The organism is Stenotrophomonas sp. GSD10 (assembly GCF_056172695.1).
In genome coordinates this window covers 1,662,978-1,685,700 of the sequence record NZ_JAOCMC010000002.1, presented here as the reverse complement: position 1 = coordinate 1,685,700, position 22,723 = coordinate 1,662,978, and the positions used below count along the sequence as shown (strand labels likewise).

Genomic DNA, 22,723 nt, shown 5'->3' with positions numbered 1-22,723 from the left:
GTGTCCCGCTCCATCCTGATCCTGCTTGGCCACCCCGACCGTGACAGCTTGTGCGGCGCCCTCGCCCAGCGCTACGCCACCGCCGCCGAGAACGCGGGGCACCGGGTGCGCCTGATCGCACTCGGCGAGCTTCAGTTCGACCCGGTGCTGCGTCACGGCTACCGCCAGATCCAGCCACTTGAAGCCGACCTGCAGGACGCTGCCGATGCGATCCTGGCCTGCGACCATCTGGTACTGGTCTATCCCACCTGGTGGGGCGCGATGCCGGCCCTGCTGAAAGGCTTCTTTGATCGCGTGCTGCTGCCGGGCTTCGCCTTCCGCTACCGGCGCGACTCGGTGTGGTGGGACCGGCTGCTGACCGGGCGCAGCGCCCGCGTGATCACCACGCTGGACACGCCACCGTGGTACTACCGCTGGATCTACCGCGACCCGGGCATCACCCAGCTCCGCGCCACCATCCTGGCGTTCTGCGGCATCCGGCCGGTGAAGATCAGCCGGCTTGGCGCGGTACGCAGCAGCACGCCCGCACAACGCGCCACGTGGCTGGCGCTGGCGGCGGAGCTCGGTGCACAGGCCCGGTAGATCCACGCCATGCGTGGATGGAATGCCCGGCCACGACTCAGGTGTCGCTTTTGCCAATTGACCTGGAATCACCGTACCTCAAGGCTGGGAGCCCTTCTCCCGGCCCAGGCACAGCCCATGAAATCCGCAACTGTTTTCAGCAAATGTGCGAAGAAGACAGGCTTTGCCGGAACGTCCACCACCCGCTACCGGCTGCTGGAAGGCGCCTCACTGGTGATCAATCACCAGCGTGCCAGCGAGAGCCGAGGTTTCTACGTCAATGCCGGGCTCTACTTTGCAGAGCTGCTGGAGCACCCGCTTGAGCCTTGCGATCTGGAGAACGCCTTCAGGTACCGCACCAGCATTCCCACGCCCCATGTCGATTGGCGGATCGAAGAGACGCCAGGGCTGCGTCGGCACTTCACCCAGCAGGATCTTGATGACCTGCTCGAGGCGGGCAATCGTGACGCGATGAAATGCCTGCTGCTCGATGCCCTGGCCGACGTGGCCGGCTTCGCGGCAACCCACGGCAACCGCGAAGCGGTGCGGCGGTTGATTCAGGACGGAAGCTTCCGGGCGATCATCCGCAGGGAGGTCTGAACCCGAGCGGCCTCGGTAGATCCACGCCATGCGTGGATGAAGGCATCCAGAAGCAGTCGAGCAAGCTCGACGCTACTTCTTGGTGGGTCCGCAGCTGTCGCAGCCACCGCAGGCGCCACCACCGCCGCTGGCCGGCGGTGCGACCTTGCGCCCCAGCGCCTGCATCCAGGCCGCACGGCCCGGCTTCAGCAGCGCCAGCGCCAGTGCACCGCGCAGCTTGCGCACAGTGCCCGGGAACTGCTTCTTCAACACCACCCAGGCACTGACCAGCACGGCCACCGCGATGATCAGGTACTGCAGCAGCAGCCCCGCGTCCATCAGCCGCCTCCCAGCGCCACGGTCACCTGGTAGGTGATCAGCGCCGCCACATAGGCCGCCGCGAACAGGTAGAACGCGGCAAAACCCATCTGCTTCCACGAGTTGGTCTCGCGCTTGATGGTGGCCAGCGTCGAAATGCACATCGGCGCGTAGATGTACCAGACCAGCAGCGACAGCGCGGTGGCCAGCGACCAACCGTCGCTGATCAGCGGGGTCAGCGCCTGGCTGGCGGCATCGTCGTCGGCCGCCGACAGCGCGTACACCGTGGCCAGCGAGGCCACCGCCACTTCGCGCGCGGCCAGGCCCGGGATCAGCGCAATGCAGATCTGCCAGTTGAAGCCCAGCGGCGCGAAGAACACTGCCATCGCATGGCCGATCTGGCCGGCGTAGCTGTAATCGATCGCGGGCATGGTGGCGCCGACCGGGGCCGCCGGGAACGACAGCAGCACCCACAGCAGGATGGTCAGCGCCAGGATGATGCCGCCGACGCGCTTGAGGAAGATCATGCCGCGCTCGTACAGGCCCACCGCCAGGTCGCGCACGTGCGGCAGGCGGTACGACGGCAGCTCCAGCATCAGCGGGTGCTCGCTCTTGTCGCGGCGCCACTTCTTCATGATCCACGACATTGCCAGCGCGCTGAGGATGCCGGCGGCGTACAGGCCAAACAGCACCAGGCCCTGCTGGTTGAACACGCCCCACACCGTCTTCTGCGGGATGAACGCGCCGATCAGCAGTGCATACACTGGCAAACGCGCCGAGCAGGTCATCAGCGGCGCCACCAGGATCGTGGCCAGGCGGTCACGCGGGTCCTGGATGCTGCGGGTGGACATGATGCCCGGCACCGCACAGGCGAAGCTGGACAGCAGCGGGATGAACGAGCGGCCGGACAGGCCGGCGGCCGCCATCATGCGGTCCAGCAGGAACGCCGCGCGCGGCAGGTAACCGGATTCCTCCAGCACCAGGATGAAGAAGAACAGGATCAGGATCTGCGGCAGGAACACCACCACGCCACCGACACCGGCGATGATGCCGTCGGTCAGCAGGCTGGCCAGCGGCCCTTCAGGCAGCACGCTGCCGACGAACTGGCCGAGCCAGGCAAAGCCGGCCTCGATGCCGTCCATCAGCGGCGTGGCCCAGGCGTACACCGCCTGGAAGATCAGGAACATCACCACCGCCAGGCTGATCAGGCCAAACACCGGATGCAGCAGCCAGCGGTCCAGCGCATCATCGATCTTGGCGGTACGCGCCGGCATGCGCACGGCCACCGACAGGATCTGGCGTACCTTGGCGTGGTAGTCGATGCCGCCTTCCGGGCCCGGCACGGGCGCATCCAGGTGCGGCACCATCGCATCCAGCCGCTCGACCAGGGCCTTGGCGCCCTGCTTGCGCACTGCCACGGTCTCCACCACCGGCACGCCCAGCTCGCGCTCCAGCGCGGCCACGTCCACCTGGATGCCGCGGCGCTGGGCCGCATCAATCATGTTCAGGGCCACCACCATCGGCTTGCCCAGCTCGCGCAGTTCCAGCGCGAAGCGCAAGTGCAGGCGCAGGTTGGTGGCATCGATCACGCACAGCAGCACGTCCGGCGCCGCTTCGCCCGGGTAGAAACCGCGGCACAGGTCGCGGGTGATCGCCTCATCCAGGCTGGCCGGCTGCAGGCTGTAGGCGCCGGGCAGGTCGAGCACGGCGAATTCGCGGCCGGACGGCGCACGCAGGCGGCCTTCCTTGCGCTCGACGGTGACGCCGGTGTAGTTGGCGACCTTCTGCCGGCTGCCGGTCAGCTGGTTGAACAGCGCGGTCTTGCCACTGTTCGGGTTACCGACCAGCGCGACGCGCAGGGGGCGGTGGAGGCAGTGGCGGTCATGCACGTCGTTCCTGGCTGGCGGCGTCGATCACGACGCGCTTGGCTTCACTGATCCGCAGCGCGAACCGGGTGAAGCCGACCTGCACCAGCAGCGGCTCCCTCCCACCGGACCCTTGGCCACCAGGCGCACTTCCTCGCCCTTGACGAAACCCAGCTCGCGCAGGCGACGGGCAATGGCATCGTTGGCATGCAGGTCCTGCACGGACTCGACCACGGCCGAGGTGTGCAGCGGCAGTTCGGACAGCGTCATCTAGCGTAATCTCTGCTGGATGTAAATGGTTCTCGATTCTAACATTCCCGCGTCGCGTCATGGCCCATGACCAATGGCCCGCTATGATCCATACAGGTATGGAGTGACCCTGGAATCCCATGAACGATGCTTTGCAGATCGAGCGCAGCGGCGCCGTCCTCACCCTCTGGCTGAACCGGCCGGAGCTGCACAATGCCTTTGACGCCGGCCTGATCGCCCGGCTGACCGCCGCCCTGGAGGCCGCCGGGCGCGATGATGCGGTGCGCGCGGTGGTGGTGGCCGGCCACGGCGCCTCCTTCTCGGCCGGTGCCGACATGCAGTGGATGCGCGGCATGGCCGCCGCCAGCGAGGCAGACAACCGCGAGGACTCGCTGGCCCTGGCCCGGCTGATGCGCACCCTGGACGAGCTGCCCAAGCCGACCCTGGCCCGGGTCCACGGCGCCGCCTTCGGTGGCGGCGTCGGCCTGGTCGCCTGCTGCGACATCGCCATCGCCAGCACCTCGGCCCGCTTCGGCCTGACCGAGAGCCGCCTGGGCCTGCTGCCGGCGGTGATCTCGCCCTACGTGATCGAGGCCATCGGCCCGCGCCAGGCCCGCCGCTGGTTCGCCACCGGCGAGCACTTCGATGCCGAAACGGCCCTGCGCATCGGCCTGGTCCACCAGCTGGTCGAGCCCGAACGCCTGGACGAAGCCCTGGAACGCCAGCTGGCATTGCTCGACAAGGCCGGCCCGATCGCCTCGTCCACGGCCAAGCAACTGGTCCGGCAGGTGCGCGACAGCCATGACCGTGACGCGCTGGATCGGGATAATGCCGCCCTGATCGCGCGCCTGCGGGTATCCGCCGAGGGCCAGGAAGGCCTGGGCGCCTTCCTCGACAAGCGCGCGCCCCATTGGGTCACGGAAGCCTGAACATGTTCGATCATCTTGGTTTGACCAGCGCCGACCTGGCGCGCAGCAAAGCCTTTTTCCTGCAGGCGCTGGCGCCGTTGCAGATCGGTGTGGTGATGGAAGTGACCGCCGAGCAGACCGGCGCCCACGACCACATCGGCTTCGGCTGCGACGGCAAGCCGTTCTTCTGGCTCGGCAATGCCGGTACCGCCAGCCAGGGCGTGCACGTGGCCTTTGCCTGCGCCAGCCGCGCCCAGGTGGATGCCTTCCACGCCGCCGCGCTCGCCGCCGGTGGCCGCGACAACGGCGCCCCGGGCCTGCGCCCCTGGTACCACCCGGATTACTACGGCGCCTTCGTGCTCGACCCGGATGGCAACAACATCGAAGCGGTCTGCCACCGCCCCACCGCCGGGGAGGCCGCATGAGCGATTACGTCCGTATCGTCGAGGTCGGCCCGCGTGACGGCCTGCAGAACGAAAAGCAGTCGGTGTCCACCGCCGACAAGATCGAACTGATCAACCGGCTGTCGGCCACCGGCCTGCGCAGCATCGAGGCGACCAGCTTCGTCAGCCCGAAGTGGATTCCGCAGCTGGCCGACGCAGCCGAAGTCTACGCCGGCATCCAGCGCCGGCCCGGCATCCATTACCCGGTGCTGGTGCCGAACGAACAGGGCTACGACCGTGCCCGTGCGGTGGGCGTGGAGGAAGTGGCGGTGTTCACTGCCGCCTCCGAAGCATTCAACCGAACCAACACCAATGCCGGCATCGACGAATCGCTGGCCCGCTTCGAGCCGATCCTGCGTCGCGCCGCCGCCGATGGCGTGCGCGTGCGCGGCTATGTCTCCACCGTGCTCGGCTGCCCCTACCAGGGCGAAGTGCCGCTGGCCGACGTGGTGCGCGTGGCGCGCACCCTGCACCAGATGGGCTGTTACGAAATCTCGCTGGGCGACACCATCGGCGTCGGCACCCCGCGCAAGGCGCGGGCGATGCTGCAGGCGGTGGCCGCCGAGATTCCGATGACGGCACTGGCCGTGCACTTCCACGACACCTACGGCCAGGCCATCGCCAACATCGCCAGCTGCCTGGAAGAAGGTGTGCGCGTGGTCGACAGCGCGGTATCCGGTGCCGGTGGCTGCCCGTATGCCAAGGGCGCCAGCGGCAACGTGGCCAGCGAAGACGTGGTCTATCTGCTGCAGGGGCTGGGCCTGGACAGCGGCGTGGACCTGCCGGCGCTGGCCGAGACCGGCCGCTGGCTGGCCGGCCTGCTTGGCCGTGCCACTGCCAGCCGCACCGGACAGGCGCTGGCCGCCGCCGGTTGACCACCGCACTGCGCCGCCCCGCAACGGCGGCGCAGTGCACAACGGCGACGATCGCCGCTTCCGTTAGAATCGGCGGTTCTCGAACCTGCAGGACCGTTCAATGCAGCTGTCTTCCGTACGTGCCGTGATCACTGGCGGCGTCTCCGGCCTCGGCCTGGCCGTGGCCCAGCACCTTGTCGCCCAGGGCGGCAAGGTGGCCCTGTTCGACCTCAACGATGACAAGGGCGCTGCCGCCGTTGCCGCACTGGGCGCCGACAAGGCCCGCTATTTCAACGTCAACGTCAGCGATGAGGCGGCGGTTGCTACGGCCATCGACCAGGCCCACGATTTCCTCGGCGGCCTGAACGTGGCGATGAACTGTGCCGGCATCCTCGGCGCCGGCCGTGTGCTGGGCAAGGAAGGCCCGATGCCGCTGGCCGGTTTCCAGGGCACGGTGATGGTCAATCTGGTCGGCAGCTTCAACGTCGCCAAGGCCGCGGCCAACCGCATGCAGCACAACGAGGCGGGCACCGATGGCGAGCGCGGGGTGATCATCAACACCGCCAGCATCGCCGCCTACGAAGGCCAGATCGGCCAGGCCGCCTATGCCGCCAGCAAGGGCGGCGTGGTGTCGATGACGCTGCCGATGGCGCGCGAACTGTCGCGCTTCGGCATCCGCGTCAATACGATTGCGCCCGGCGTGTTCTGGACGCCGATGGTCGACGGCATGCCCGAGGCCGTGCAGCAGTCGCTGGCCGCCTCGATCCCGTTCCCGTCGCGCCTGGGCAAGCCGGAAGACTTCGCCAGCCTGGTCGGTTTCATCCTCGGCAACACCTACCTCAACGGCGAGACCATCCGCCTGGACGGCGCTACCCGCCTCGCTCCGAAGTGATTCCCCGGGCGCCGGGACGGCGCCCTCCCCAACGACCTAGATCACCATGAAAGCCAACGACATCAAGAAGGGCAACGTCGTCGAGTACAACAACGGCGTCTACCAGATCCGCGACATCGAGCGCAGCTCGCCGCAGGGTCGCGGCGGCAACGTCCGCTTCCGCTTCATCATGTACAGCGTGCCGGGCGGCAACAAGCTCGATGCCAGCTTCGATGCCGACGACAACCTGGTCGAAGTCGAACTGCTGCGCCGCCAGTCCACCTATTCGTACAAGGACGGCGACGCCTTCGTGTTCCTCGATGACGAGGACTACACCCCCTACACCCTGGACGCGGACGTGATCGGCGACGACGCCGGCTACATCACCGACGGCCTGACCGGCATCTACGTGCAGGTGATCGACGAGCAGCCGGTGGCGATCCAGCTGCCGGCCTCGGTGGTGCTGGAAGTGATCGAGACCCCGCCGGAACTGAAGGGCGGCACCGCCACCAAGCGCCCGAAGCCGGCCAAGCTCAACACCGGTATCGAGATCATGGTGCCGGAGTACATCGTCAACGGCGAGCGCGTGCTGGTGAACACCGCCACCGGCGAATTCGCCGGCCGTGCCGACTAAGCACCTGGCGCTGATCGGTTGCCTGTCCCTGCTTGCGGCGTGCTCGCCGCAGGCAGCGGACAACGCCGCCGGCGTCGCGCCGAACGCCGCACCCACAGACGCGCCGCCCACAACCGGGCCGCAACCCGCTGCCGACCGGCCTTCGGGCGACGAGGCGCTGGACAGGACGCGCGCCGCCGCCGGCTGCCCGGTTCCTGCCGACGTGCATGACGTCGACGACGTGCGCATCTACTGCCAGATGCCCAGCGATGTGCAGGCCTTCCTCGCGCGCGAAAACACCTGCCAGCACTTCGCCGGCGAGGAACCGTACGACGACGAGCGCCGCCGTGAGCTGGAAGTGGCCAATGCCGAGTACTGCGAGGGCCGCGAGAAGACTTTCAGCGCGCTGGTTGCCCGGCATCGCGACGACTGCGTGGTCCGCCAGGCACTGATCGCGATCAACGGCCGCTACGACCTGGTGTTCGAGCTGGACCTGAAGCCCTGCGAGGGCTGAGTCGCAATCTTGAGGTAGAGCCGAGCCCACCCTCGGCTGCGATGTCTGTGCAGAGCACAACGCAGCCCAGCGTGGGCTCGGCTCTACAGAGGGCTTACGGCTGCTTCGCGCCGAAGTTGCCGCAGCCGTGATACTGGCGGGTACCCACCGTCAACATCGCCTTGGCCTCGAAGGCTTCGCCACTCATGTCGTCCTGACAGGTGGTGCGCTGGAAGCTGAGCTTGAGGTCGGTGCCGTCAGCCGCCTTGCCACTCCAGCCGTCTGCACCTGCGGTGGGCGCGGCCACGTCGAAGCGGCGCTCGCCATAATCGACTTCGACCTGCAGGCCCGGCGTGTCGCCGTCGACAACCGCCAGCCAGCCCGGCTCATTACCGGTGGCACGGAAGGCGGCAGCGCCGGCACTGCCATCACCTTCTGTCGCCTGCTCTGCATGGCATTCGCGGTCCGCCTCGCCCTTCAGGCTGAGCAGGCCGTCATCGCTGCCCTTCGTCCAGAAGCTGTTGCCCTGGCGGTCAGCGTACTTCGCACCCGACGCAGCACGCTCGGAGGTCATCGCCAACGTGCGATCGCCAATCACCACCGTGGCCGCGTCCTCGCCGTTGAAGGTGGCGCGCACGCTCAGGTCACCACACTGGTACGTGGTTTGGCTGCCACCGCCGCTCGCGGTGCTGGGCTGTGGCGTTGCCGATGCAGCCGCATCACCGCCCGCCGCTGGAGACGACGGCGGCTGGCAGGCAGCCAGCGCCAGGCCGAGGGAAGCGGCCAACAGACCGGGAACTACACGCATGGCTCGACTCCTTGTCGACACTACAGGGAAGCCCGACCCTACCATCTGGCGCTGAGCGGGGCTGAAACCGGGCTGACCGCATTCATGCAGCCAGCACCGCCATCGACAGCAGCTGCGCGCCACCGGCACCGGAACTGCACGTCCACACCCGCAGCAGGCGCAGCCCCATCGCATGCTCACGGCCGCGCCAGTGCACCACACATCGCACGTCGCTGGACAGCAACGCCAGCCGCCCGCACAACAATGTTTCCACCGCCTGCACCTGCAGGCCCTTGACCTGCAGATTGCCGGCCAGCCAATCGCCCAGCCATGGCAGCTCGAGCATGCGCCCGCCGTTGCCCTCCATCATGAACAACGCCGGCGATACCAGCGCGGTCAGTGCTTCGTGGTCATCTTCCAGCAACGCCTGGCACAGGCGCTGCTCCAGCACCGCCAGCTGGCGTTCGTGCAGATCATCAACGATGTTCCGTTCCATCCACGGATCCTTCCGGCATCGGCCGGCGCCTGCGCAGGCGCCGCGCGATCGATTGCCGCGCGCCCTGCACCACTACATAGAAGACCGGCACGAAGAACACCGCCAGCACGGTCGCGCTGACCATGCCACCGAACACACCGGTTCCAATCGCCTGCTGGGTTTCCTTCGACGCGCCCTGTGCCAGCATCAACGGCACCACGCCCAGTGCGAACGCCAGCGAGGTCATCACGATCGGCCGCAGTCGCAGGCGTGCCGCCTCCGACGCCGCCTCGACCAGGCCGCGGCCCTGCTGCTGCAGCTGGCGTGCGAACTCGACGATGAGAATCGCGTTCTTCGCCGACAAGCCGATCACGGTGATCATGCCGACCTTGAAGAACACGTCGTTCGGCATGTCACGCAGCAGCACAGCCGCTACCGCGCCGAGCAGGCCCAGCGGTACCACCAGCATCACCGACACTGGAATCGACCAGCTCTCATACAACGCCGCCAGTACCAGGAACACCACCAGCATCGACAACAGCAGCAGCCACGGCGCCTGCGCGCCCGATTCACGCTCCTGCAGCGACTGGCTGGTCCACTGCAGGGCGAAACCGTCAGGCAGCTGCCGGGCCAGCCGCTCCATCTCGGCCATGGCCTGGCCGGTGGAGGTGCCCGGCGCCGGTGCGCCCGACAGGTTCAGCGCGGGGAAGCCGAGATAACGCTGCAACTGCAGGGGGCTTCGGTCCAGTGCGGAACCACCAGTTCGGACAGGGCCACCATGCCGCCCTCGCTGTTGCGCACATAGAGCTTGAGCACGTCGTCCAGTTCCATCCGGTGCGGCGCATCGGCCTGCAGGATCACCTGCTGCAACCGCCCTTTGTTGGGGAAATCGTTGACGTACTGCGACCCCATCGCCGCTGACAGCGTGCTGCTGATGTCGGCAAAGCCAACCCCCATCGCCTCGGCCTTGGCCCGGTCGATGTCCAGCCGCACACTGGTACCGGCCGGCAAGCCATCGGCATGCACCTCCGACAACAGCGGGCTGGCCTCGGCCAGCTTCAGCAGCTGCTGCAGCGCCGCGCGCAGTTCCGCCTGGCTCTGCCCGGTCCGCGCCTGCAATGCCAGCGAAAAACCGGAGGACCGCCCCAGGCTGTCGATGGCCGGCGGCATCACGCTCATCACTTCGCCCTCGCCCACCGCGGCCATCGCCTTCTGCGCCGCCTCCACTTCACCGGCAGCGGTGGCGCCGGCGCGCTCACCCCAGTCTTTCAGCATGGTGTAGGCCAGCGCCGCACTCGGGCCGGAGCCGGAGAAGCTGTAGCCCAGAATCGACTGGTTGGAGGCGATGCCCGGCCGCGATCCGACGTGCCGTTCGTAGGCTTCCACCACCGCCAGCGTGCGCTCGGCGGTGGCTTCGGCCGGCAGCTGGATCGAGGTCATGAAGTAGCCCTGGTCCTCTTCGGGCAGGAACGCGCCCGGCAACCAGTGCAGTCCCAGCAACAGGGCCGCCACCAGTGCCACGAACACCGCCATGACCCGGCCACTGCGCTTGAGCACCCCGGCCACGCCACGCTGGTAACGCCCGGTCATCCGCTCGAATGCACGGTTGAACCCGCCCAGCAGCCCACCGCGCCCCTTGTGGCCAGGATCGGCCTGGCGCAGCAGCGTCGCGCACAACGCCGGGGTCAGACTCAATGCCAGCAGCGCCGAGAACAGGATCGACACCGCCATCGCCACAGTGAACTGGCGATAGATCGCGCCCACCGAACCGCTGGAGAACGCCATCGGAATGAACACCGCGGTCAGCACCAGGGTGATGCCGATCACCGCGCCGGTCAGCTCGCGCATCGCCTTGAGCGTCGCCTCGCGCGGCGGCAGGCCCTCCTCGGCCATGATCCGCTCGACGCCCTCCACCACCACGATCGCATCGTCGACAATGATGCCGATCGCCAGCACCATGCCGAACATGGTCAGCACGTTGATCGAGAAGCCCAGCGCCAGCATCACCGCGAACGTTCCCAGCAGCGCGATCGGCGCAACCAGGGCAGGAATCAGCGTATAGCGCCAGTTCTGCAGGAACAGGTACATCACCGCGAACACCAGCAGCATCGCTTCCAGCAGGGTCTGCACCACCTTCTGGATGGAGATCTTCACGAACGGCGCGGTGTCGAACGGGATGCTCGATTCCACGCCGCGCGGCAGCAACGGCGCCAGCTCCACCATCCGCTCCCGCACCGCGGCGGCCGTACGCACCGCGTTCGCGCCCGGGCGCAGCTGCACGCCGGCGGCGGTGGCCGGGTGACCGTCCTCGCGCGTACCCCAGGCGTAGCTCTGTGCGCCCAGTTCGACACGCGCAACATCACCCAGCACCACCTGCGAGCCATCGGCGCCGGCGCGCAGCACGATGGCGGCAAACTGCTCCGGCGTGGACAACTGCCCGTCGGCACTCAGCGGAACGGTGATGCGCTGCCCAGGAACGCCCGGCGAATCACCGATGCGCCCCGGGGAAATCTCCAGGTTCTGCTGTTCGATGGCGGTGGCCACATCGCCGATGGTCAGGCCGTAGCCGGTCAGCCGGGCAGGATCCAGCCACACCCGCATCGCCTGCTCGGCACCGAACAGCTGCACGCGGCCGACACCGTCGACGCGACGCAGCTCTTCGATGATGTTGCGCGCCATGAAATCACCGAGCGCCGCCTCGCTGACGCTGGCGTCGGGCGATCGCAGGCCCACCAGCATCAGGAAACCGGAATCGGCGGCCTCCACGAACAGGCCGTTCTGGCGCACGCTGCGCGGCAATCGCGGCTCGATCGCCTTGATCCGGTTCTGCACATCCACCTGCGCCAGCTCCGGGTCGGTACCCGGCTTGAAGGTGGCGGTGATCGAGGCCTCGCCGGAGGTATCCACCGACGATTCGAAATACAGCAGGTGCTTGACGCTGGACAGCTCGCGCTCGATCAGCCCGACCACGGCGTCGTTGAGCGTCTGCGGGCTGGCGCCCGGATAACTGGCATAGATGCTGACGCTGGGGGCGCAACCGACGGATAACGCTCCACGGCCAGGCGCGGTATCGCCAGCACGCCGGCCAGAATGATGAAGATCGCCAGCACCCAGGCGAACACCGGGCGATCGATGAAAAAACGTGCCATGTTGGAAACTCCTGGAGGAGCGGGTCTTGAAGGAGCGGGCCGTGGAGGAGCGGGCCCTGGAGGGACTGACCCTGGAAAGACTCAGCCCTTGCTGCCGGCCTGTGCCGCGCTGGCGCTGGCGACCGGCAACTGCCAGTCACGCGCATCGACCACCACGCCTTCCTGCAGCCGCTCCTGGCCCTCGACCACCACTTTCTCGCCCGCCTTCAACCCATGCCGGACCAGCCACTGGCGGTTGACGCTGCCGTCCACCTCCAATGTGCGGATCACCGCTTTGCCGTCGGCGCCCACCACCCAGGCGTAGGCCTGGCCACCGGCACTGCGCAGCACCGCCTGCTGCGGCACCGTCAGCGCGCTGGCCGGCGCACCACGCGGCACCCTGGCACGCACATACATGCCCGGCAGCAACTGGCGCTGCGGATTGTCGACCAGGATCCGCAGGATCACATCGCCGGTACGCGCATCGACATTGATGCCCGAGAACAGCAGCTGGCCACGCTCCGGCAATGCCTTGCCGGCCGCGCCGATGATGGTCACGGGCAGCTCGCCGCCACCGGCGGCACTGCGCTGCAGCGACTCCAGCTGTGCGGCGGGCTGGCGCACATCGACGTAGACCTGATCGATCTGCTGCACCACCGCCATCGGTTCGGCGTCGGCCACGCCGACCAGCGCACCTTCGGTCACCAGCGCCTGGTCGATACGCCCCTCGATCGGCGCACTGACCGTGGCATAACGCAGATCAAGCTGGCGACGGGCGAGAATCGCGCGCGCCTCATTCACTGCGGCGCGGGCCTGCTCGAACTCGGCGCTGGCATCGTCGCGGTGCTGCTGGCTGACCGCCTGTGCCGCGGCCAACGCATGCAGGCGCTGCGACTGCACGCGGCTGCGGCCCAGCGCCGCCTCGCTGCGCTGCAGAGCGGCCAGTGCCGAATCGACGTCGGCACGGAACGCGGCCGGGTCGATCTGGAACAGGGCCTGGCCGGCACGCACTTCGGCGCCCTGCTCGAACAGGCGGCGCTGCACGATGCCGCCCACCTGCGCCCGGATCTGCGCGGTACGCACCGCGGCGACGCGCCCGGGCAGCTCGTCATCGCGCTGCACCACCTGCGGGGCGACAGTGACCACGCTGACGCGCGGCGCCGCTTCCGGAGTGGCTTCGGGGAGGAACAGGCCGTCATGGCCAGGGTGAGCGCCGCGATCAACGCGACCGGCGTCCTGAAGGTTCTCATTGCTGTGCACAATGCCGCGCAGGCGGCGGATAGGTTCTGAAGCGCGCAGTGTGCGGGCCGATGATGGGGTTTCGATGGAGGAAGTGTGGAGATACGATGGAGGCAAGCACCTTACCGCCCCGCCCCTGCATGCACGCCTCCCCCGCCCTGGCCGCCCTCGTCCTGATCGTCGAGGATGAGGCCGAGATCGCCGACATCCTCACCGCCTATCTGGAACGCGAAGGGCTGCGCACGCTGCGCGCCGCCGATGGCCACACCGCACTGGACCTGCACCGCAGCGCCCGCCCGGACCTGGTGCTGCTGGACGTGCAGCTGCCGCGCCTGGACGGGTGGAGCGTACTGACCCAGCTGCGCCAACGCGGCGAAACACCGGTGATCATGTTGACCGCGCTGGATCAGGACCTGGACAAGCTGACCGCCCTGCGCATGGGTGCCGATGACTACGTCGTCAAACCCTTCAACCCGGCCGAAGTGGCCGCGCGCGTGCGCGCCGTGTTGCGCCGCACCCTGCGCGCCGCGCGCGTCGATGCACCCACCGCGCTGCGCGTGGGTCCGCTGCTGATCGACTGGGGCACCCATGCGGTGCACGTGGAAGGAGACGGCTACAGCCACGAGGTCCTGCTCACGCTCACCGAATTCAAGCTGCTGCATTGCATGGCCCTGGCGCCCACGCGCATCTTCAGCCGCAGCGAGCTGATGCACGAATGCCTGCCCGAAAGCGAGGCGCTGGAGCGCACCGTCGACAGCCACGTCAGCAAGCTGCGCCGCAAACTGGATGAGGTCGGCATGCTGAACGTGCCGGCCAGCGTGCGCGGCGTCGGCTACCGGCTGATGGCCGACCGCTGATGGCCGGCCTGCGTCGCTCCGGGCTCAGCCGGCACATCATCGTATCGATGTCGCTGATGGTGATCGGCGTCATCGTGATGATGATCCTGTCGTCGTGGCTGCTGTATGCAGTGCTGGTGGAATTCTTCCCCGGCAGCACCGATGAGCCGGAAGGATGGCTGCCGACCGGGCCTGAACTGGCCTGGATGGTGGGCGTGATCCTGACCGGTCTGGCATTGGCCATCGCCGCGTCCTTCCGCCTGGCCCACCGCATCCTGTCACCGCTGAACTCGCTGGTGGACAGCGTGCGCGCGCTTGCCGACGGCGATCTGGGCGCACGTGCCAGTGCCGAGGAGAACTCACCGGGCGAAGTGGCCACCCTGGTCGAGGACTTCAATGCGATGGCGCGCCGGCTGCAGCAGATGGAAAGCGAGCGCGCGATGTGGCATGCCGCCATCGCCCATGAACTGCGAACGCCGGTGACCATCCTGCGCGGCCGCCTGCAGGGGCTGGCCGAAGGCGTGTTCCAGCCCGATGAATCGCAGTTCCGCAGCCTGCTGGCACAGGTCGAGGGCCTGTCGCGGCTGATCGAGGACCTGCGCGTGCTCAGCCTGGCCGACAACGCACGGCTGGACGTGCGCCGCGCACGCACCGATGTGGTGGCCGAAGTGCATTCGGTGATGACCCTGGTCGATCCCCAGTTCCGCACCGCCGGCTTCGTGCTGGAGCTGGAAACCAGCCGCGAGGAACACAACGCGCACTGCGACCCGACCCGGCTGCGGCAGGCGCTGCTGGCGCTGCTGGAGAATGCGCGGCGCTACGCCAGCCCGGGCAGGGTCCGCATTGCCGTACATGACACACCGGGCCATGTGCAGGTGGCCATCGAAGACGAGGGGCCCGGCATCGACCCGGAGCTGCACGCGGACATCTTTACCCCGTTCATGCGCGCCGACGGATCGCGCTCGCGTCAAGGCGGCGGCAGCGGCCTCGGCCTGGCGGTGGTGAAGGCGATCGCCGATGCGCACGGCGGCCAGGCGTACTGCACCCCGGGCAGTGCCGGCGGCAGCCGCTTCGTCATCGAGCTGCCTCGCCAGTAGCCGGCATCGCCGCCTGCCTGCGCAGGTGTGCGCCCAGTGCAGCCAGGTTGGCATCGATGGCGTCCATCTCGGCACGCTGCTGCGCCGGCAGCTGCTGGCGAAGCTGCACGCGCAGCGCCTGCCAACCGGGCACCGCCTGCGCACTCATCGCCGCCACCGCCTGCGCCAGCGGCACCTGCTCATCGGCCTGCGGCAGCCCGTAGCCGCCGTCGGCCAACAACGCTGCCGGGCGCAACCACTGCCCACTCTGTTCCAGCAGTCGGCGCAGCGCGCGGGTCTGGTCGCTGTCCGCTGCCGCCAGCAGGCGCCGCTTGAGCAGATCGCGGGCGCGCAGTTCGGCGCGCCGTTGCGCGGCCTGTTCCAGCAGCAGCAGGCCGGCGCTGGCGCGCAGATCGCCCTGCAACAGCCAGGGCGCGCGCTGCTGTGCCGGCAGCTTCAGCCAACCGCGTACATCGCGTGCGGGCAAGGCCAGCTGCGCGGCCGCCACGCCGAACAGCTGCTGGTAATGGTCACGCGCCGAGGCGAAATAGTAGCCCTGCGCCTGCGCCAGGTCGCGATCGGCCAACACCTGTTGATCCAGCACCTGCAGCCGTGCCAGGCGACGCTTCAGCCCACGCGGGGTCAACTGCGCCAGGCCGGCCCGGCCCAGGCGTGGCACGCCGGCCTGCAGCAGCTTGGCCGTCTCCACCGCGCAGTTGTTGCTGACGAAGTAGTAGCGGCCGTCATAACTCCAATGCACCTGCGCGCTGCGCTCGAGCAGGCTGGCGATCTCGTCGCGTTGCAGCTGCAACGGCAGCGATTGCAGCCCACGCAGCTCGACCTTGGTGTACTCATCCACCACCTGCTGCAGAGGCAGCACGAAGAGCCGCGAGGGATAGCCGCCGGTCAGTCCGCGCCAGTTGGAAATCTGCACATCGCCGACGAAGGCGCGGAAGGACAGTACGCGGTGGTACTCGAGATCCAGCCGGCAGTCCGGACCCGGCGCACGCCCCGGACGGCAGATCACCAGCCGCAGCATGCTGTGGCCCCAACGACTCATCGGCTGCGCGCTGCCCTCGGCGAACAGGTAGTCCACCGCGTAGACGCGCGCAGGGTCCAGCTGCAGCAGCGACGCCGCACCCTCCTCGGCTTCAGCCTGCAGCAGCGGCAGCGTCGCCGCGCACTGCGGCCGCGGCAATGATGGCGGCGCTCCGAAATGGGCCTGGAACCACTGCGCCAGCGCCGGGCGCCTGCAGGCGAAGTCGGCATCGAGCACGAAGTGCTCGGCATTCACCGCCAGGTATTCGGCCGGACTCTTCAGCTCATAGCCATCCGGGCTGCGGTCACGGAAGTCGTTGTCGCCGCGGCCCAGATGCCAGGGCTTGCGCTGCCACCCGGCCAGATCGCGCCAACGCGGGCTGCGCGACCATGCCGCGCCGCTGCGATCTGCCACATGGGTCAGTTCGTGCACCAGCGCGCTGCGTCTTGCCCGGCGCGCACCCGGCAGGCCGTCTGCAAGCAGGTCGCGGCGCAGGGTAATGCCGCCAGCGAAGGCACGGCCGTGCACGTCCACCGGCAGGTCGTCGCTCCAGCGCACCTGCACGTGTGCCGGCAGCGCGCGCAGCAGGCCATCGGGCAGCAGCGACTGCACGTCGGCCAGGGTCTGCGTCGCCACCTGCTGCTGCGCCGGGCTCAGCCCGGCAGGGTCAAGTTCCAGGTATCCGCTGGCATGAACGGCCGGAGCCGCCAGCAGTAGAGCCAGGCCATGCCTGGCTGGGTTCCAGCGCCCACGCTTCTGTAGCGCCGAGCCATGCTCGGCGGCTGTCACGGTCGGCGTGCAGATGTTCAGCCGAGCATGGCTCGGCTCTACAGAATGCGGTATCGCGGGTGCCATGCAACCCGAATCAACGCGCCAGCAGCGCGCGGGCCAGCTCCAGGTCACTCTGCTGCTGCGCGGCAGCACTCTGCTCGCGCAGGTGAACCAGCGCCGCCTGCAGGCGCGCGCCACGGATCTGGCCATCACTGGCCACGAAAGCGGCCGCGTCATCGCGTGCGGCCAGCACCACCTTGTCATCACCCGAGCTGCTGCCCGAGGAACCGGAAGATGCACCGGTGGCCGAACCGGCCGAGGTGCCAGCGAAGCTGGATGCAAAGCCGGCCAGCGGCAGGGACAGCAGGGCGAGCAGCAGAAGCGGACGGGTCATCGGTTCGAAGCCGGTTGTTGGGATGCAGGGAGCGTAACGGGTGCGTGAAGACTGTGCGCGGCTCAGACGTCGAACAGCTTGCCGGGATTCAGCCGCGCTTGGGGATCGAACGCACGTTTGACCGCCTTCATCAGCGCGATCTCGGCCGGGCCGCGGGTGCTGTCCAGGTAGCCCTTCTTGACCAGGCCGATGCCGTGCTCGGCCGAGATGCTGCCGTCGAAGCGGGCCAGCACCTGCGCCAGCAGCTTGGTCACGTGCTCGCACTGCGCCACGAAATCGGCGTCACTGGTGTCATCGGGCTTGAGCACGTTGATGTGCAGGTTGCCGTCGCCGATATGGCCGAACCAGACCACGTCGAAGTGCGGGTAGGCCTGCCCGATCAGCGCCTGGGTCTCGGCCAGGAACGCCGGCATCGCCGAGATCCGCACCGAGACGTCGTTCTTGTAGGGCTTGTAGCGCGCCAGCGCTTCGGTGATGCCTTCGCGCAGGCGCCACAGCTGGGCGGCCTGGGCGTCGCTGGCACTGATCACGCCGTCGCTGACCCAGCCATTGCCCATGCAGTCCTCGAAGGCGGCCATCGCCGCCGCTTCCTGCGCCTCGTCATTGGCTGCGAACTCGGTCACCACGTAGTACGGATGCACCTCATCGAAGGGCGCCTGCGCGCCATGCGCCAGCACGTGCTCCAGCGCGCGGTCGGTGAAGAATTCGAAGGCCTGCAGCTGCAGGCGCGCGCGGAACGCGGCGAACACCTGCATCAGCACTTCGAAGCTGGGCACTGCCAGCAGCATCACGTTGCTGGCCGGCGGCGGGTCGGTCAGCTTCAGCGTCGCCTCGACGATCACGCCCAGCGTGCCTTCCGAGCCGATCAGCAGCTGGCGGAAGTCATAGCCGCTGGAGTTCTTGATCAGGCCCTTGTTGAGTTCGAGCAGTTCGCCATTGGCGGTCACCACCTTCAGCCCGGCAATCCACTCACGGGTGTTGCCGTAGCGGATCACCCGGATGCCGCCGGCATTGGTGGCGATGTTGCCGCCGATCGAACAGGAACCGCGTGCAGCGAAATCCACCGGGTAGATCAGGCCGTGGTCCAGTGCGGCGTTGTGCACGGCTTCCAGCGGCATGCCGGCCTGCACCACCAGCGTGCGATCGACCGCATCGTAGGCCAGCGCCTTGTTCATCCGTTCCAGGCTGAGCACCAGCTCGCCGTTGGTCGCCACTGCGCCGCCGGACAGGCCGGTGCGGCCGCCGGACGGCACCACCGCCACGCCATGCTTGGCACTCCAGCGCATCACCGCCTGTACTTCCTCGACCGTGGCCGGCAACGCGATCACCAGCGGCGCCGGCGTCCAGCGTCGGGTCCAGTCGCGCCCGTAATGCTCCAGGTCGGCCGGGTCGGTCTTCAGCTTCAGGCCGGGACAGGCCTGCTGCAGCGAGGCAATGCGGGAATCGGTCATGACGGTCCAGCGCGGGGCGTGAAGAACGGGCAAGCGTGCCAGCGGCACGCGCCAGCGTCCAGCCCCGCAGGCAGGCAGATAGCTACCGATGCAACCAATTGCGCACTGCACCATCGGCGTCCCGATCTGGCATAGTGATTGGCCCCTGTCCCACTGGCCGTGTTGCCCCATGTCGCCGAAGAAGACCTCGTTCCCGAAGCAGGATATCCGCGTGCTGTTGCTGGAGGGGTCAGCCAGACCGCCGTGGGGGTGTTCAGCGCCGCCGGCTACAGCCAGATCGAAGCGCATACCAAGGCGCTGCCGGAGGACGAACTGAAGGCGCGCATCGCCGAGGCGCACATCGTCGGCATCCGTTCGCGCACCCAGCTCAGCGCCGAGGTGCTGGCCGAGGCCAAGCGCCTGATCGCGGTGGGCTGTTTCTGCATCGGCACCAACCAGGTCGACCTGGACGCGGCCGAGCTGGCCGGCATCCCGGTATTCAACGCGCCCTACTCCAACACCCGCAGCGTGGCCGAGCTGGTGATCGCCGAAGCGATCATGCTGACCCGCGGCATTCCGCAGAAGAACGCCGAATGCCATCGCGGCGGCTGGTCGAAGTCGGCCAGCGGCAGCCACGAGGTGCGCGGCAAGACGCTGGGCATCATCGGCTACGGCCACATCGGCACCCAGGTCGGCGTACTGGCTGAATCGCTGGGCATGCAGGTGATCTTCCACGACGTGGAAACCAAGCTGGCGCTGGGCAATGCGCGCGCCGCGGCCAGCCTGGACGACCTGCTGGCCCGCGCCGACATCGTCACCCTGCACGTGCCGGAGACCCCGTCCACGCAGTGGATGATCGGCAGCACCGAGCTGGCGAAGATGCGCAAGGGCGCGCACCTGATCAACGCCGCGCGTGGCACCGTGGTCGACATCGATGCGCTGGATGCCGCGCTGGCCAGCGGCCACGTCGGCGGCGCCGCGCTGGACGTGTTCCCGGTCGAGCCGAAGGGCAACGGCGATATCTTCGAATCGCCGCTGACCCGCCACGACAACGTGATCCTGACCCCGCATGTGGGCGGCAGCACGCTGGAGGCGCAGGACAACATCGGTGTGGAAGTGGCGGCCAAACTGGTGCGCTACAGCGACAACGGCAGCACCCTGTCGGCGGTCAACTTCCCGGAAGTGACCCTGCCCGAGCACGCCGACAGCCTGCGCCTGCTGCACATCCACCAGAACGTGCCGGGCGTGCTGTCCAAGGTCAACGAGATCTTCTCGCGGCACAACGTCAACATCGACGGCCAGTTCCTGCGCACCGACCCGAAGGTGGGTTACGTGGTGATCGACATCACCGCCAGCGAGGAACAGGCCGCCGCCGTGCGCGACGAGCTGGCCGCGATTCCGGGCACGCTGCGTACCCGCATCCTGTACTGACGCGGATCCCGCCACGCACTTGTAGCGCCGAGCCCATGCTCGGCTGCGGCTCCGGCCCGCATTGAGCCGAGCATCGGCTCGGCGCTACAGGTTGCTAGCGCGCCAACCACCTGCGCGCCATGCGCTGCATCGATTCGTCCGATTCCGGATCGGCCGCGACCTCGGTCACCGGCCGCCAGGCCAGCGCCAGCGACTCTTCGCTGAGCGCGAAGGCCTCGCCGCCCAGTGCCCGGATCACGAAACGCACGTCGTAGTGCCAGTGCCCCGGCACGTCCTTGCGTTCCGGAATCCAGTGCTTGTCGATGTCGAAGATCGCCGGATCATCCAGCACCAGGCCGGCCAAGCCGGATTCCTCTTCCGCTTCCTTCAGCGCCACCCGGGCCAGGTCACGGTCACCGTCTGCGTGGCCGCCCAGCTGCAGCCAGCGCTGCAGCTTGCGGTGGTGGGTCAGCAGCAGGCGCTGGCCATCAGCGCTGACCAGCCAGCAGCTGGCCGTGAAGTGCCCGGCCAGACGTTCACGGCGGAAGGCGTCCTCCGGATCGTCGATCAATGTGCCGAATTCGGCAGCCAACGCGTCGTGGGAAGGCTCGCGGCGGGCGTAGTCCTGCAGCAGCCCCCGCAGTTGATCGTCAAGCACGGCAAGGGTTTCGGCGGTCTGCTGCATGAATGGGCGGGGTCCGGAAAAAGACCCCTCATTATCGCCGTTCATTGTTGCGATTGCGCTTGTGCGTTGGCTTCAGCTTTGGCTAAGGTACAGCGGGCCGTTCGCGCGGCCTTCACCATTCAAGGTTGCCGGCAACGTATCGGCGGCCCACCCAAATCCGATCACTAGGAAGTACTGCATGCTGAAAGCTCTGTTGAGGGTCAAGCCGGTCCAGCCGGCCGGGCACGTCGATGCCGGCGAACCCATCGAAGGCAGCCTGGACGGCGAAGCCACGTTGAAACGGACCCTCACGGCTAAACACCTCATCCTGCTTGGCGTGGGTGCGGTGATCGGCGCTGGTATCTTCGTACTGACCGGCCAGGCGGCGGCCAACCACGCCGGCCCGGCCGTCATGCTGTCGTTCGTGATCGCCGGTTTCGCCTGCGCGCTGGCGGGCCTGTGCTATGCCGAATTCGCGGCGATGATGCCGGTCTCCGGCAGCGCCTACTCCTACTCCTACGCCACCCTCGGCGAAGGCATGGCCTGGTTCATCGGCTGGTGCCTGGTACTGGAGTACCTGTTCGCCTCGGCCTCGGTCGCGGTGGGCTGGTCGGCGTACCTGATCAGCTTCATCACCACCACATTGCACATGCCGTTCCCGGACCTGCTCAGCGCCGCGCCCATTGCCTGGACCGGCAGCGAGTTCGTCGCCTCCGGCAAGCTGTTCAACCTGCCGGCGGTGCTGATCGTGGCGGCGGTGTCCGGCCTGCTGTACGTGGGCGTGACCCAGTCGGCCTTCGTCAACGCGATCATCGTGGCGATCAAGGTCACCGTCATCTGCCTCTTCATCGGCATCGGCGCGGCCCATATCGACCCGGCCAACTGGCAGCCGTTCATCCCGGAAAACACCGGCGTGCCGGGTGAGTTCGGCTGGAGCGGCATCTTCCGCGCGGCCACCATCGTGTTCTTCGCCTACATCGGCTTCGACGCGGTCTCCACCGCCGCCGGCGAAACCAAGGACCCGCAGCGCAACATGCCGATCGGCCTGCTCGGCTCGCTGGCCGTGTGCACCATCGTCTACATCATCGTCTGCGCGGTGCTGACCGGCATGATGCCGTACCACCTGCTGGGCACCGACAAGCCGGTGGCCACCGCGCTGGAAGGCTACCCGCAGCTGTCGTGGCTGAAGACCGCGGTGGAAATCGGCGCCATCGCCGGCCTGTCCTCGGTGGTGCTGGTGATGATGATGGGCCAGACCCGCATCGCCTACACCATCTCCCGCGACGGCCTGCTGCCGAGGTTCTTCGGCAAGGTCCACGCCCGTTTCCGCACCCCGTACGTCGCCACCATCGTGGTCGGCGTGATCGCCGCCGCACTGGCCGGCCTGGTGCCGCTGAACGTGCTGGGCGAGCTGGTGTCGATGGGCACCCTGCTGGCCTTCGCCACGGTCTGCATCGGCGTGCTGGTGCTGCGCTATACCAAGCCGGAGATCCATCGCCCGTTCCGCGTGCCGATGGTCTGGATCATCTGCCCGCTGGGCGCCGCCACCTGCCTGTTCCTGTTCTGGCAGGCGTTCGTGGTCCACTGGCACCTGTTCGTCGGCTGGACCGTGCTGGGCATGCTGATCTACCTGGGCTACGGCATCCGCAACAGCAAGCTGGCCAAGTCCTCCTGATCCGCCTACGGGCCGGCCCTGCGCCGGCCCGTCCGTTTCCCTGCG

General features: G+C 68.0%; 19 protein-coding genes and 4 pseudogenes. 12 read left to right on the top strand and 11 right to left on the bottom strand.

Going from position 1 to position 22,723, the window contains the following annotated elements; genetic code table 11:
* A complete protein-coding gene (locus N4G47_RS08080; protein WP_475286355.1) occupies window positions 1-582 on the top strand; it encodes an NAD(P)H-dependent oxidoreductase in 582 nt (193 codons plus the stop codon).
* A 117-nt stretch (window positions 583-699) separates the two neighbouring features.
* Window positions 700-1,161 carry a DUF4304 domain-containing protein gene (locus N4G47_RS08075; RefSeq protein WP_475286353.1) on the top strand — a complete coding sequence of 154 codons (462 nt, stop codon included), beginning with the start codon at window positions 700-702 and terminating at the stop codon, window positions 1,159-1,161.
* Between the two features lie 72 nt (window positions 1,162-1,233).
* On the opposite strand, the gene N4G47_RS08070 is transcribed toward N4G47_RS08075, so the two are convergent.
* From N4G47_RS08070 to N4G47_RS08060, 3 genes and pseudogenes are all read right to left on the bottom strand, one after another.
* Window positions 1,234-1,479 carry a DUF6587 family protein gene (locus N4G47_RS08070; protein WP_475286351.1) on the bottom strand — a complete coding sequence of 82 codons (246 nt, stop codon included), beginning with the start codon at window positions 1,477-1,479 and terminating at the stop codon, window positions 1,234-1,236.
* Window positions 1,479-3,347, bottom strand: a complete 1,869-nt coding sequence (gene feoB / locus N4G47_RS08065) for a ferrous iron transporter B (protein ID WP_475286349.1) — start codon at window positions 3,345-3,347, stop codon at window positions 1,479-1,481. Before feoB ends, N4G47_RS08070 begins: the two co-directional genes overlap by 1 nt.
* Window positions 3,340-3,593, bottom strand: a pseudogene (locus tag N4G47_RS08060) (FeoA family protein). Before N4G47_RS08060 ends, feoB begins: the two are co-directional and overlap by 8 nt.
* A 119-nt stretch (window positions 3,594-3,712) precedes the next feature.
* Between N4G47_RS08060 and N4G47_RS08055 the strand changes: the two are divergent.
* The 6 genes from N4G47_RS08055 (at window position 3,713) to N4G47_RS08030 (ending at window position 7,775) form a co-directional block, all read left to right on the top strand.
* Window positions 3,713-4,501: an enoyl-CoA hydratase/isomerase family protein gene (locus tag N4G47_RS08055; protein ID WP_475286347.1), complete on the top strand. Its 789-nt coding sequence runs from the start codon at window positions 3,713-3,715 to the stop codon at window positions 4,499-4,501.
* 2 nt (window positions 4,502-4,503) lie between these two features.
* Window positions 4,504-4,905 (top strand): VOC family protein, encoded by a 402-nt coding sequence (locus N4G47_RS08050; protein WP_475286345.1) that lies wholly within the window; start codon window positions 4,504-4,506, stop codon window positions 4,903-4,905.
* A complete protein-coding gene (locus N4G47_RS08045; protein WP_475286343.1) occupies window positions 4,902-5,798 on the top strand; it encodes a hydroxymethylglutaryl-CoA lyase in 897 nt (298 codons plus the stop codon). Before N4G47_RS08050 ends, N4G47_RS08045 begins: the two co-directional genes overlap by 4 nt.
* Window positions 5,799-5,898: 100 nt before the next feature.
* Window positions 5,899-6,669 carry an SDR family oxidoreductase gene (locus N4G47_RS08040; RefSeq protein WP_409461341.1) on the top strand — a complete coding sequence of 257 codons (771 nt, stop codon included), beginning with the start codon at window positions 5,899-5,901 and terminating at the stop codon, window positions 6,667-6,669.
* A gap of 46 nt (window positions 6,670-6,715) precedes the next feature.
* Complete coding sequence (gene yeiP, locus N4G47_RS08035) at window positions 6,716-7,282, top strand: elongation factor P-like protein YeiP (RefSeq protein WP_005409468.1); 567 nt, start codon at window positions 6,716-6,718, stop codon at window positions 7,280-7,282.
* The gene (locus N4G47_RS08030) at window positions 7,272-7,775 is read left to right on the top strand and encodes a hypothetical protein (RefSeq protein ID WP_475286341.1); all 504 of its coding nucleotides are present in this window, start codon (window positions 7,272-7,274) and stop codon (window positions 7,773-7,775) included. The genes yeiP and N4G47_RS08030 overlap by 11 nt, the downstream gene beginning before the upstream one ends.
* 94 nt (window positions 7,776-7,869) lie before the next feature.
* On the opposite strand, the gene N4G47_RS08025 is transcribed toward N4G47_RS08030, so the two are convergent.
* The 4 genes and pseudogenes from N4G47_RS08025 to N4G47_RS08010 all read right to left on the bottom strand — a co-directional run bounded on the left by N4G47_RS08025 (window position 7,870) and on the right by N4G47_RS08010 (window position 13,394).
* The gene (locus N4G47_RS08025) at window positions 7,870-8,562 is read right to left on the bottom strand and encodes a COG3650 family protein (protein WP_475286339.1); all 693 of its coding nucleotides are present in this window, start codon (window positions 8,560-8,562) and stop codon (window positions 7,870-7,872) included.
* Window positions 8,563-8,644: 82 nt separating this feature from the next.
* Window positions 8,645-9,037, bottom strand: coding sequence for a nuclear transport factor 2 family protein (locus N4G47_RS08020; RefSeq protein ID WP_475286337.1), 393 nt, complete (start codon window positions 9,035-9,037; stop codon window positions 8,645-8,647).
* Window positions 9,018-12,165: pseudogene (locus tag N4G47_RS08015) on the bottom strand (multidrug efflux RND transporter permease subunit). The gene N4G47_RS08020 and the pseudogene N4G47_RS08015 overlap by 20 nt, the downstream one beginning before the upstream one ends.
* An 81-nt stretch (window positions 12,166-12,246) precedes the next feature.
* Window positions 12,247-13,394, bottom strand: a pseudogene (locus N4G47_RS08010) (efflux RND transporter periplasmic adaptor subunit).
* A gap of 129 nt (window positions 13,395-13,523) precedes the next feature.
* Here N4G47_RS08010 and N4G47_RS08005 point away from each other — a divergent pair.
* Both N4G47_RS08005 and N4G47_RS08000 read left to right on the top strand, forming a co-directional pair.
* Complete coding sequence (locus N4G47_RS08005; RefSeq protein ID WP_181358678.1) at window positions 13,524-14,240, top strand: response regulator; 717 nt, start codon at window positions 13,524-13,526, stop codon at window positions 14,238-14,240.
* The gene (locus N4G47_RS08000; protein ID WP_475286334.1) at window positions 14,240-15,316 is read left to right on the top strand and encodes an ATP-binding protein; all 1,077 of its coding nucleotides are present in this window, start codon (window positions 14,240-14,242) and stop codon (window positions 15,314-15,316) included. Before N4G47_RS08005 ends, N4G47_RS08000 begins: the two co-directional genes overlap by 1 nt.
* Here the strand turns inward: N4G47_RS08000 and N4G47_RS07995 are convergent.
* From N4G47_RS07995 to N4G47_RS07985, 3 genes are all read right to left on the bottom strand, one after another.
* Entirely contained in the window at window positions 15,294-17,189 is a 1,896-nt protein-coding gene (locus tag N4G47_RS07995) for a DUF7844 domain-containing protein (RefSeq protein WP_475286332.1), read from the bottom strand. The genes N4G47_RS08000 and N4G47_RS07995 overlap by 23 nt on opposite strands.
* Window positions 17,190-17,199: 10 nt before the next feature.
* Entirely contained in the window at window positions 17,200-17,499 is a 300-nt protein-coding gene (locus N4G47_RS07990) for a DUF2388 domain-containing protein (protein ID WP_049447145.1), read from the bottom strand.
* 62 nt (window positions 17,500-17,561) lie between these two features.
* Window positions 17,562-18,950 carry an FAD-binding oxidoreductase gene (locus tag N4G47_RS07985; protein WP_475286329.1) on the bottom strand — a complete coding sequence of 463 codons (1,389 nt, stop codon included), beginning with the start codon at window positions 18,948-18,950 and terminating at the stop codon, window positions 17,562-17,564.
* Between the two features lie 169 nt (window positions 18,951-19,119).
* Here N4G47_RS07985 and serA point away from each other — a divergent pair.
* Window positions 19,120-20,360, top strand: a pseudogene (gene serA, locus N4G47_RS07980) (phosphoglycerate dehydrogenase).
* 94 nt (window positions 20,361-20,454) lie between these two features.
* On the opposite strand, the gene N4G47_RS07975 reads toward serA, so the two are convergent.
* Window positions 20,455-21,069 (bottom strand): NUDIX hydrolase, encoded by a 615-nt coding sequence (locus N4G47_RS07975; RefSeq protein WP_475286327.1) that lies wholly within the window; start codon window positions 21,067-21,069, stop codon window positions 20,455-20,457.
* Window positions 21,070-21,202: 133 nt separating this feature from the next.
* On the opposite strand from N4G47_RS07975, the gene N4G47_RS07970 reads away from it, so the two are divergent.
* Window positions 21,203-22,678: an amino acid permease gene (locus N4G47_RS07970; RefSeq protein ID WP_475286325.1), complete on the top strand. Its 1,476-nt coding sequence runs from the start codon at window positions 21,203-21,205 to the stop codon at window positions 22,676-22,678.
* The last annotated feature ends 45 nt before the right edge of the window (window positions 22,679-22,723 follow it).

Coding starts and splice junctions, on each gene's coding strand:
- N4G47_RS08055 (WP_475286347.1), top strand. CDS start 3,713: ATGAACGATGCTTTGCAGATCGAGCGCAGCGGCGCCGTCCTCACCCTC.
- N4G47_RS07975 (WP_475286327.1), bottom strand. CDS start 21,069: ATGAACGGCGATAATGAGGGGTCTTTTTCCGGACCCCGCCCATTCATG.
- N4G47_RS08040 (WP_409461341.1), top strand. CDS start 5,899: ATGCAGCTGTCTTCCGTACGTGCCGTGATCACTGGCGGCGTCTCCGGC.
- N4G47_RS08020 (WP_475286337.1), bottom strand. CDS start 9,037: ATGGAACGGAACATCGTTGATGATCTGCACGAACGCCAGCTGGCGGTG.
- N4G47_RS08050 (WP_475286345.1), top strand. CDS start 4,504: ATGTTCGATCATCTTGGTTTGACCAGCGCCGACCTGGCGCGCAGCAAA.
- N4G47_RS07990 (WP_049447145.1), bottom strand. CDS start 17,499: ATGACCCGTCCGCTTCTGCTGCTCGCCCTGCTGTCCCTGCCGCTGGCC.
- N4G47_RS07985 (WP_475286329.1), bottom strand. CDS start 18,950: ATGACCGATTCCCGCATTGCCTCGCTGCAGCAGGCCTGTCCCGGCCTG.
- N4G47_RS08005 (WP_181358678.1), top strand. CDS start 13,524: ATGCACGCCTCCCCCGCCCTGGCCGCCCTCGTCCTGATCGTCGAGGAT.
- yeiP (WP_005409468.1), top strand. CDS start 6,716: ATGAAAGCCAACGACATCAAGAAGGGCAACGTCGTCGAGTACAACAAC.
- N4G47_RS08075 (WP_475286353.1), top strand. CDS start 700: ATGAAATCCGCAACTGTTTTCAGCAAATGTGCGAAGAAGACAGGCTTT.
- N4G47_RS08025 (WP_475286339.1), bottom strand. CDS start 8,562: ATGCGTGTAGTTCCCGGTCTGTTGGCCGCTTCCCTCGGCCTGGCGCTG.
- N4G47_RS08000 (WP_475286334.1), top strand. CDS start 14,240: ATGGCCGGCCTGCGTCGCTCCGGGCTCAGCCGGCACATCATCGTATCG.
- N4G47_RS07995 (WP_475286332.1), bottom strand. CDS start 17,189: ATGGCACCCGCGATACCGCATTCTGTAGAGCCGAGCCATGCTCGGCTG.
- N4G47_RS07970 (WP_475286325.1), top strand. CDS start 21,203: ATGCTGAAAGCTCTGTTGAGGGTCAAGCCGGTCCAGCCGGCCGGGCAC.
- N4G47_RS08070 (WP_475286351.1), bottom strand. CDS start 1,479: ATGGACGCGGGGCTGCTGCTGCAGTACCTGATCATCGCGGTGGCCGTG.
- N4G47_RS08045 (WP_475286343.1), top strand. CDS start 4,902: ATGAGCGATTACGTCCGTATCGTCGAGGTCGGCCCGCGTGACGGCCTG.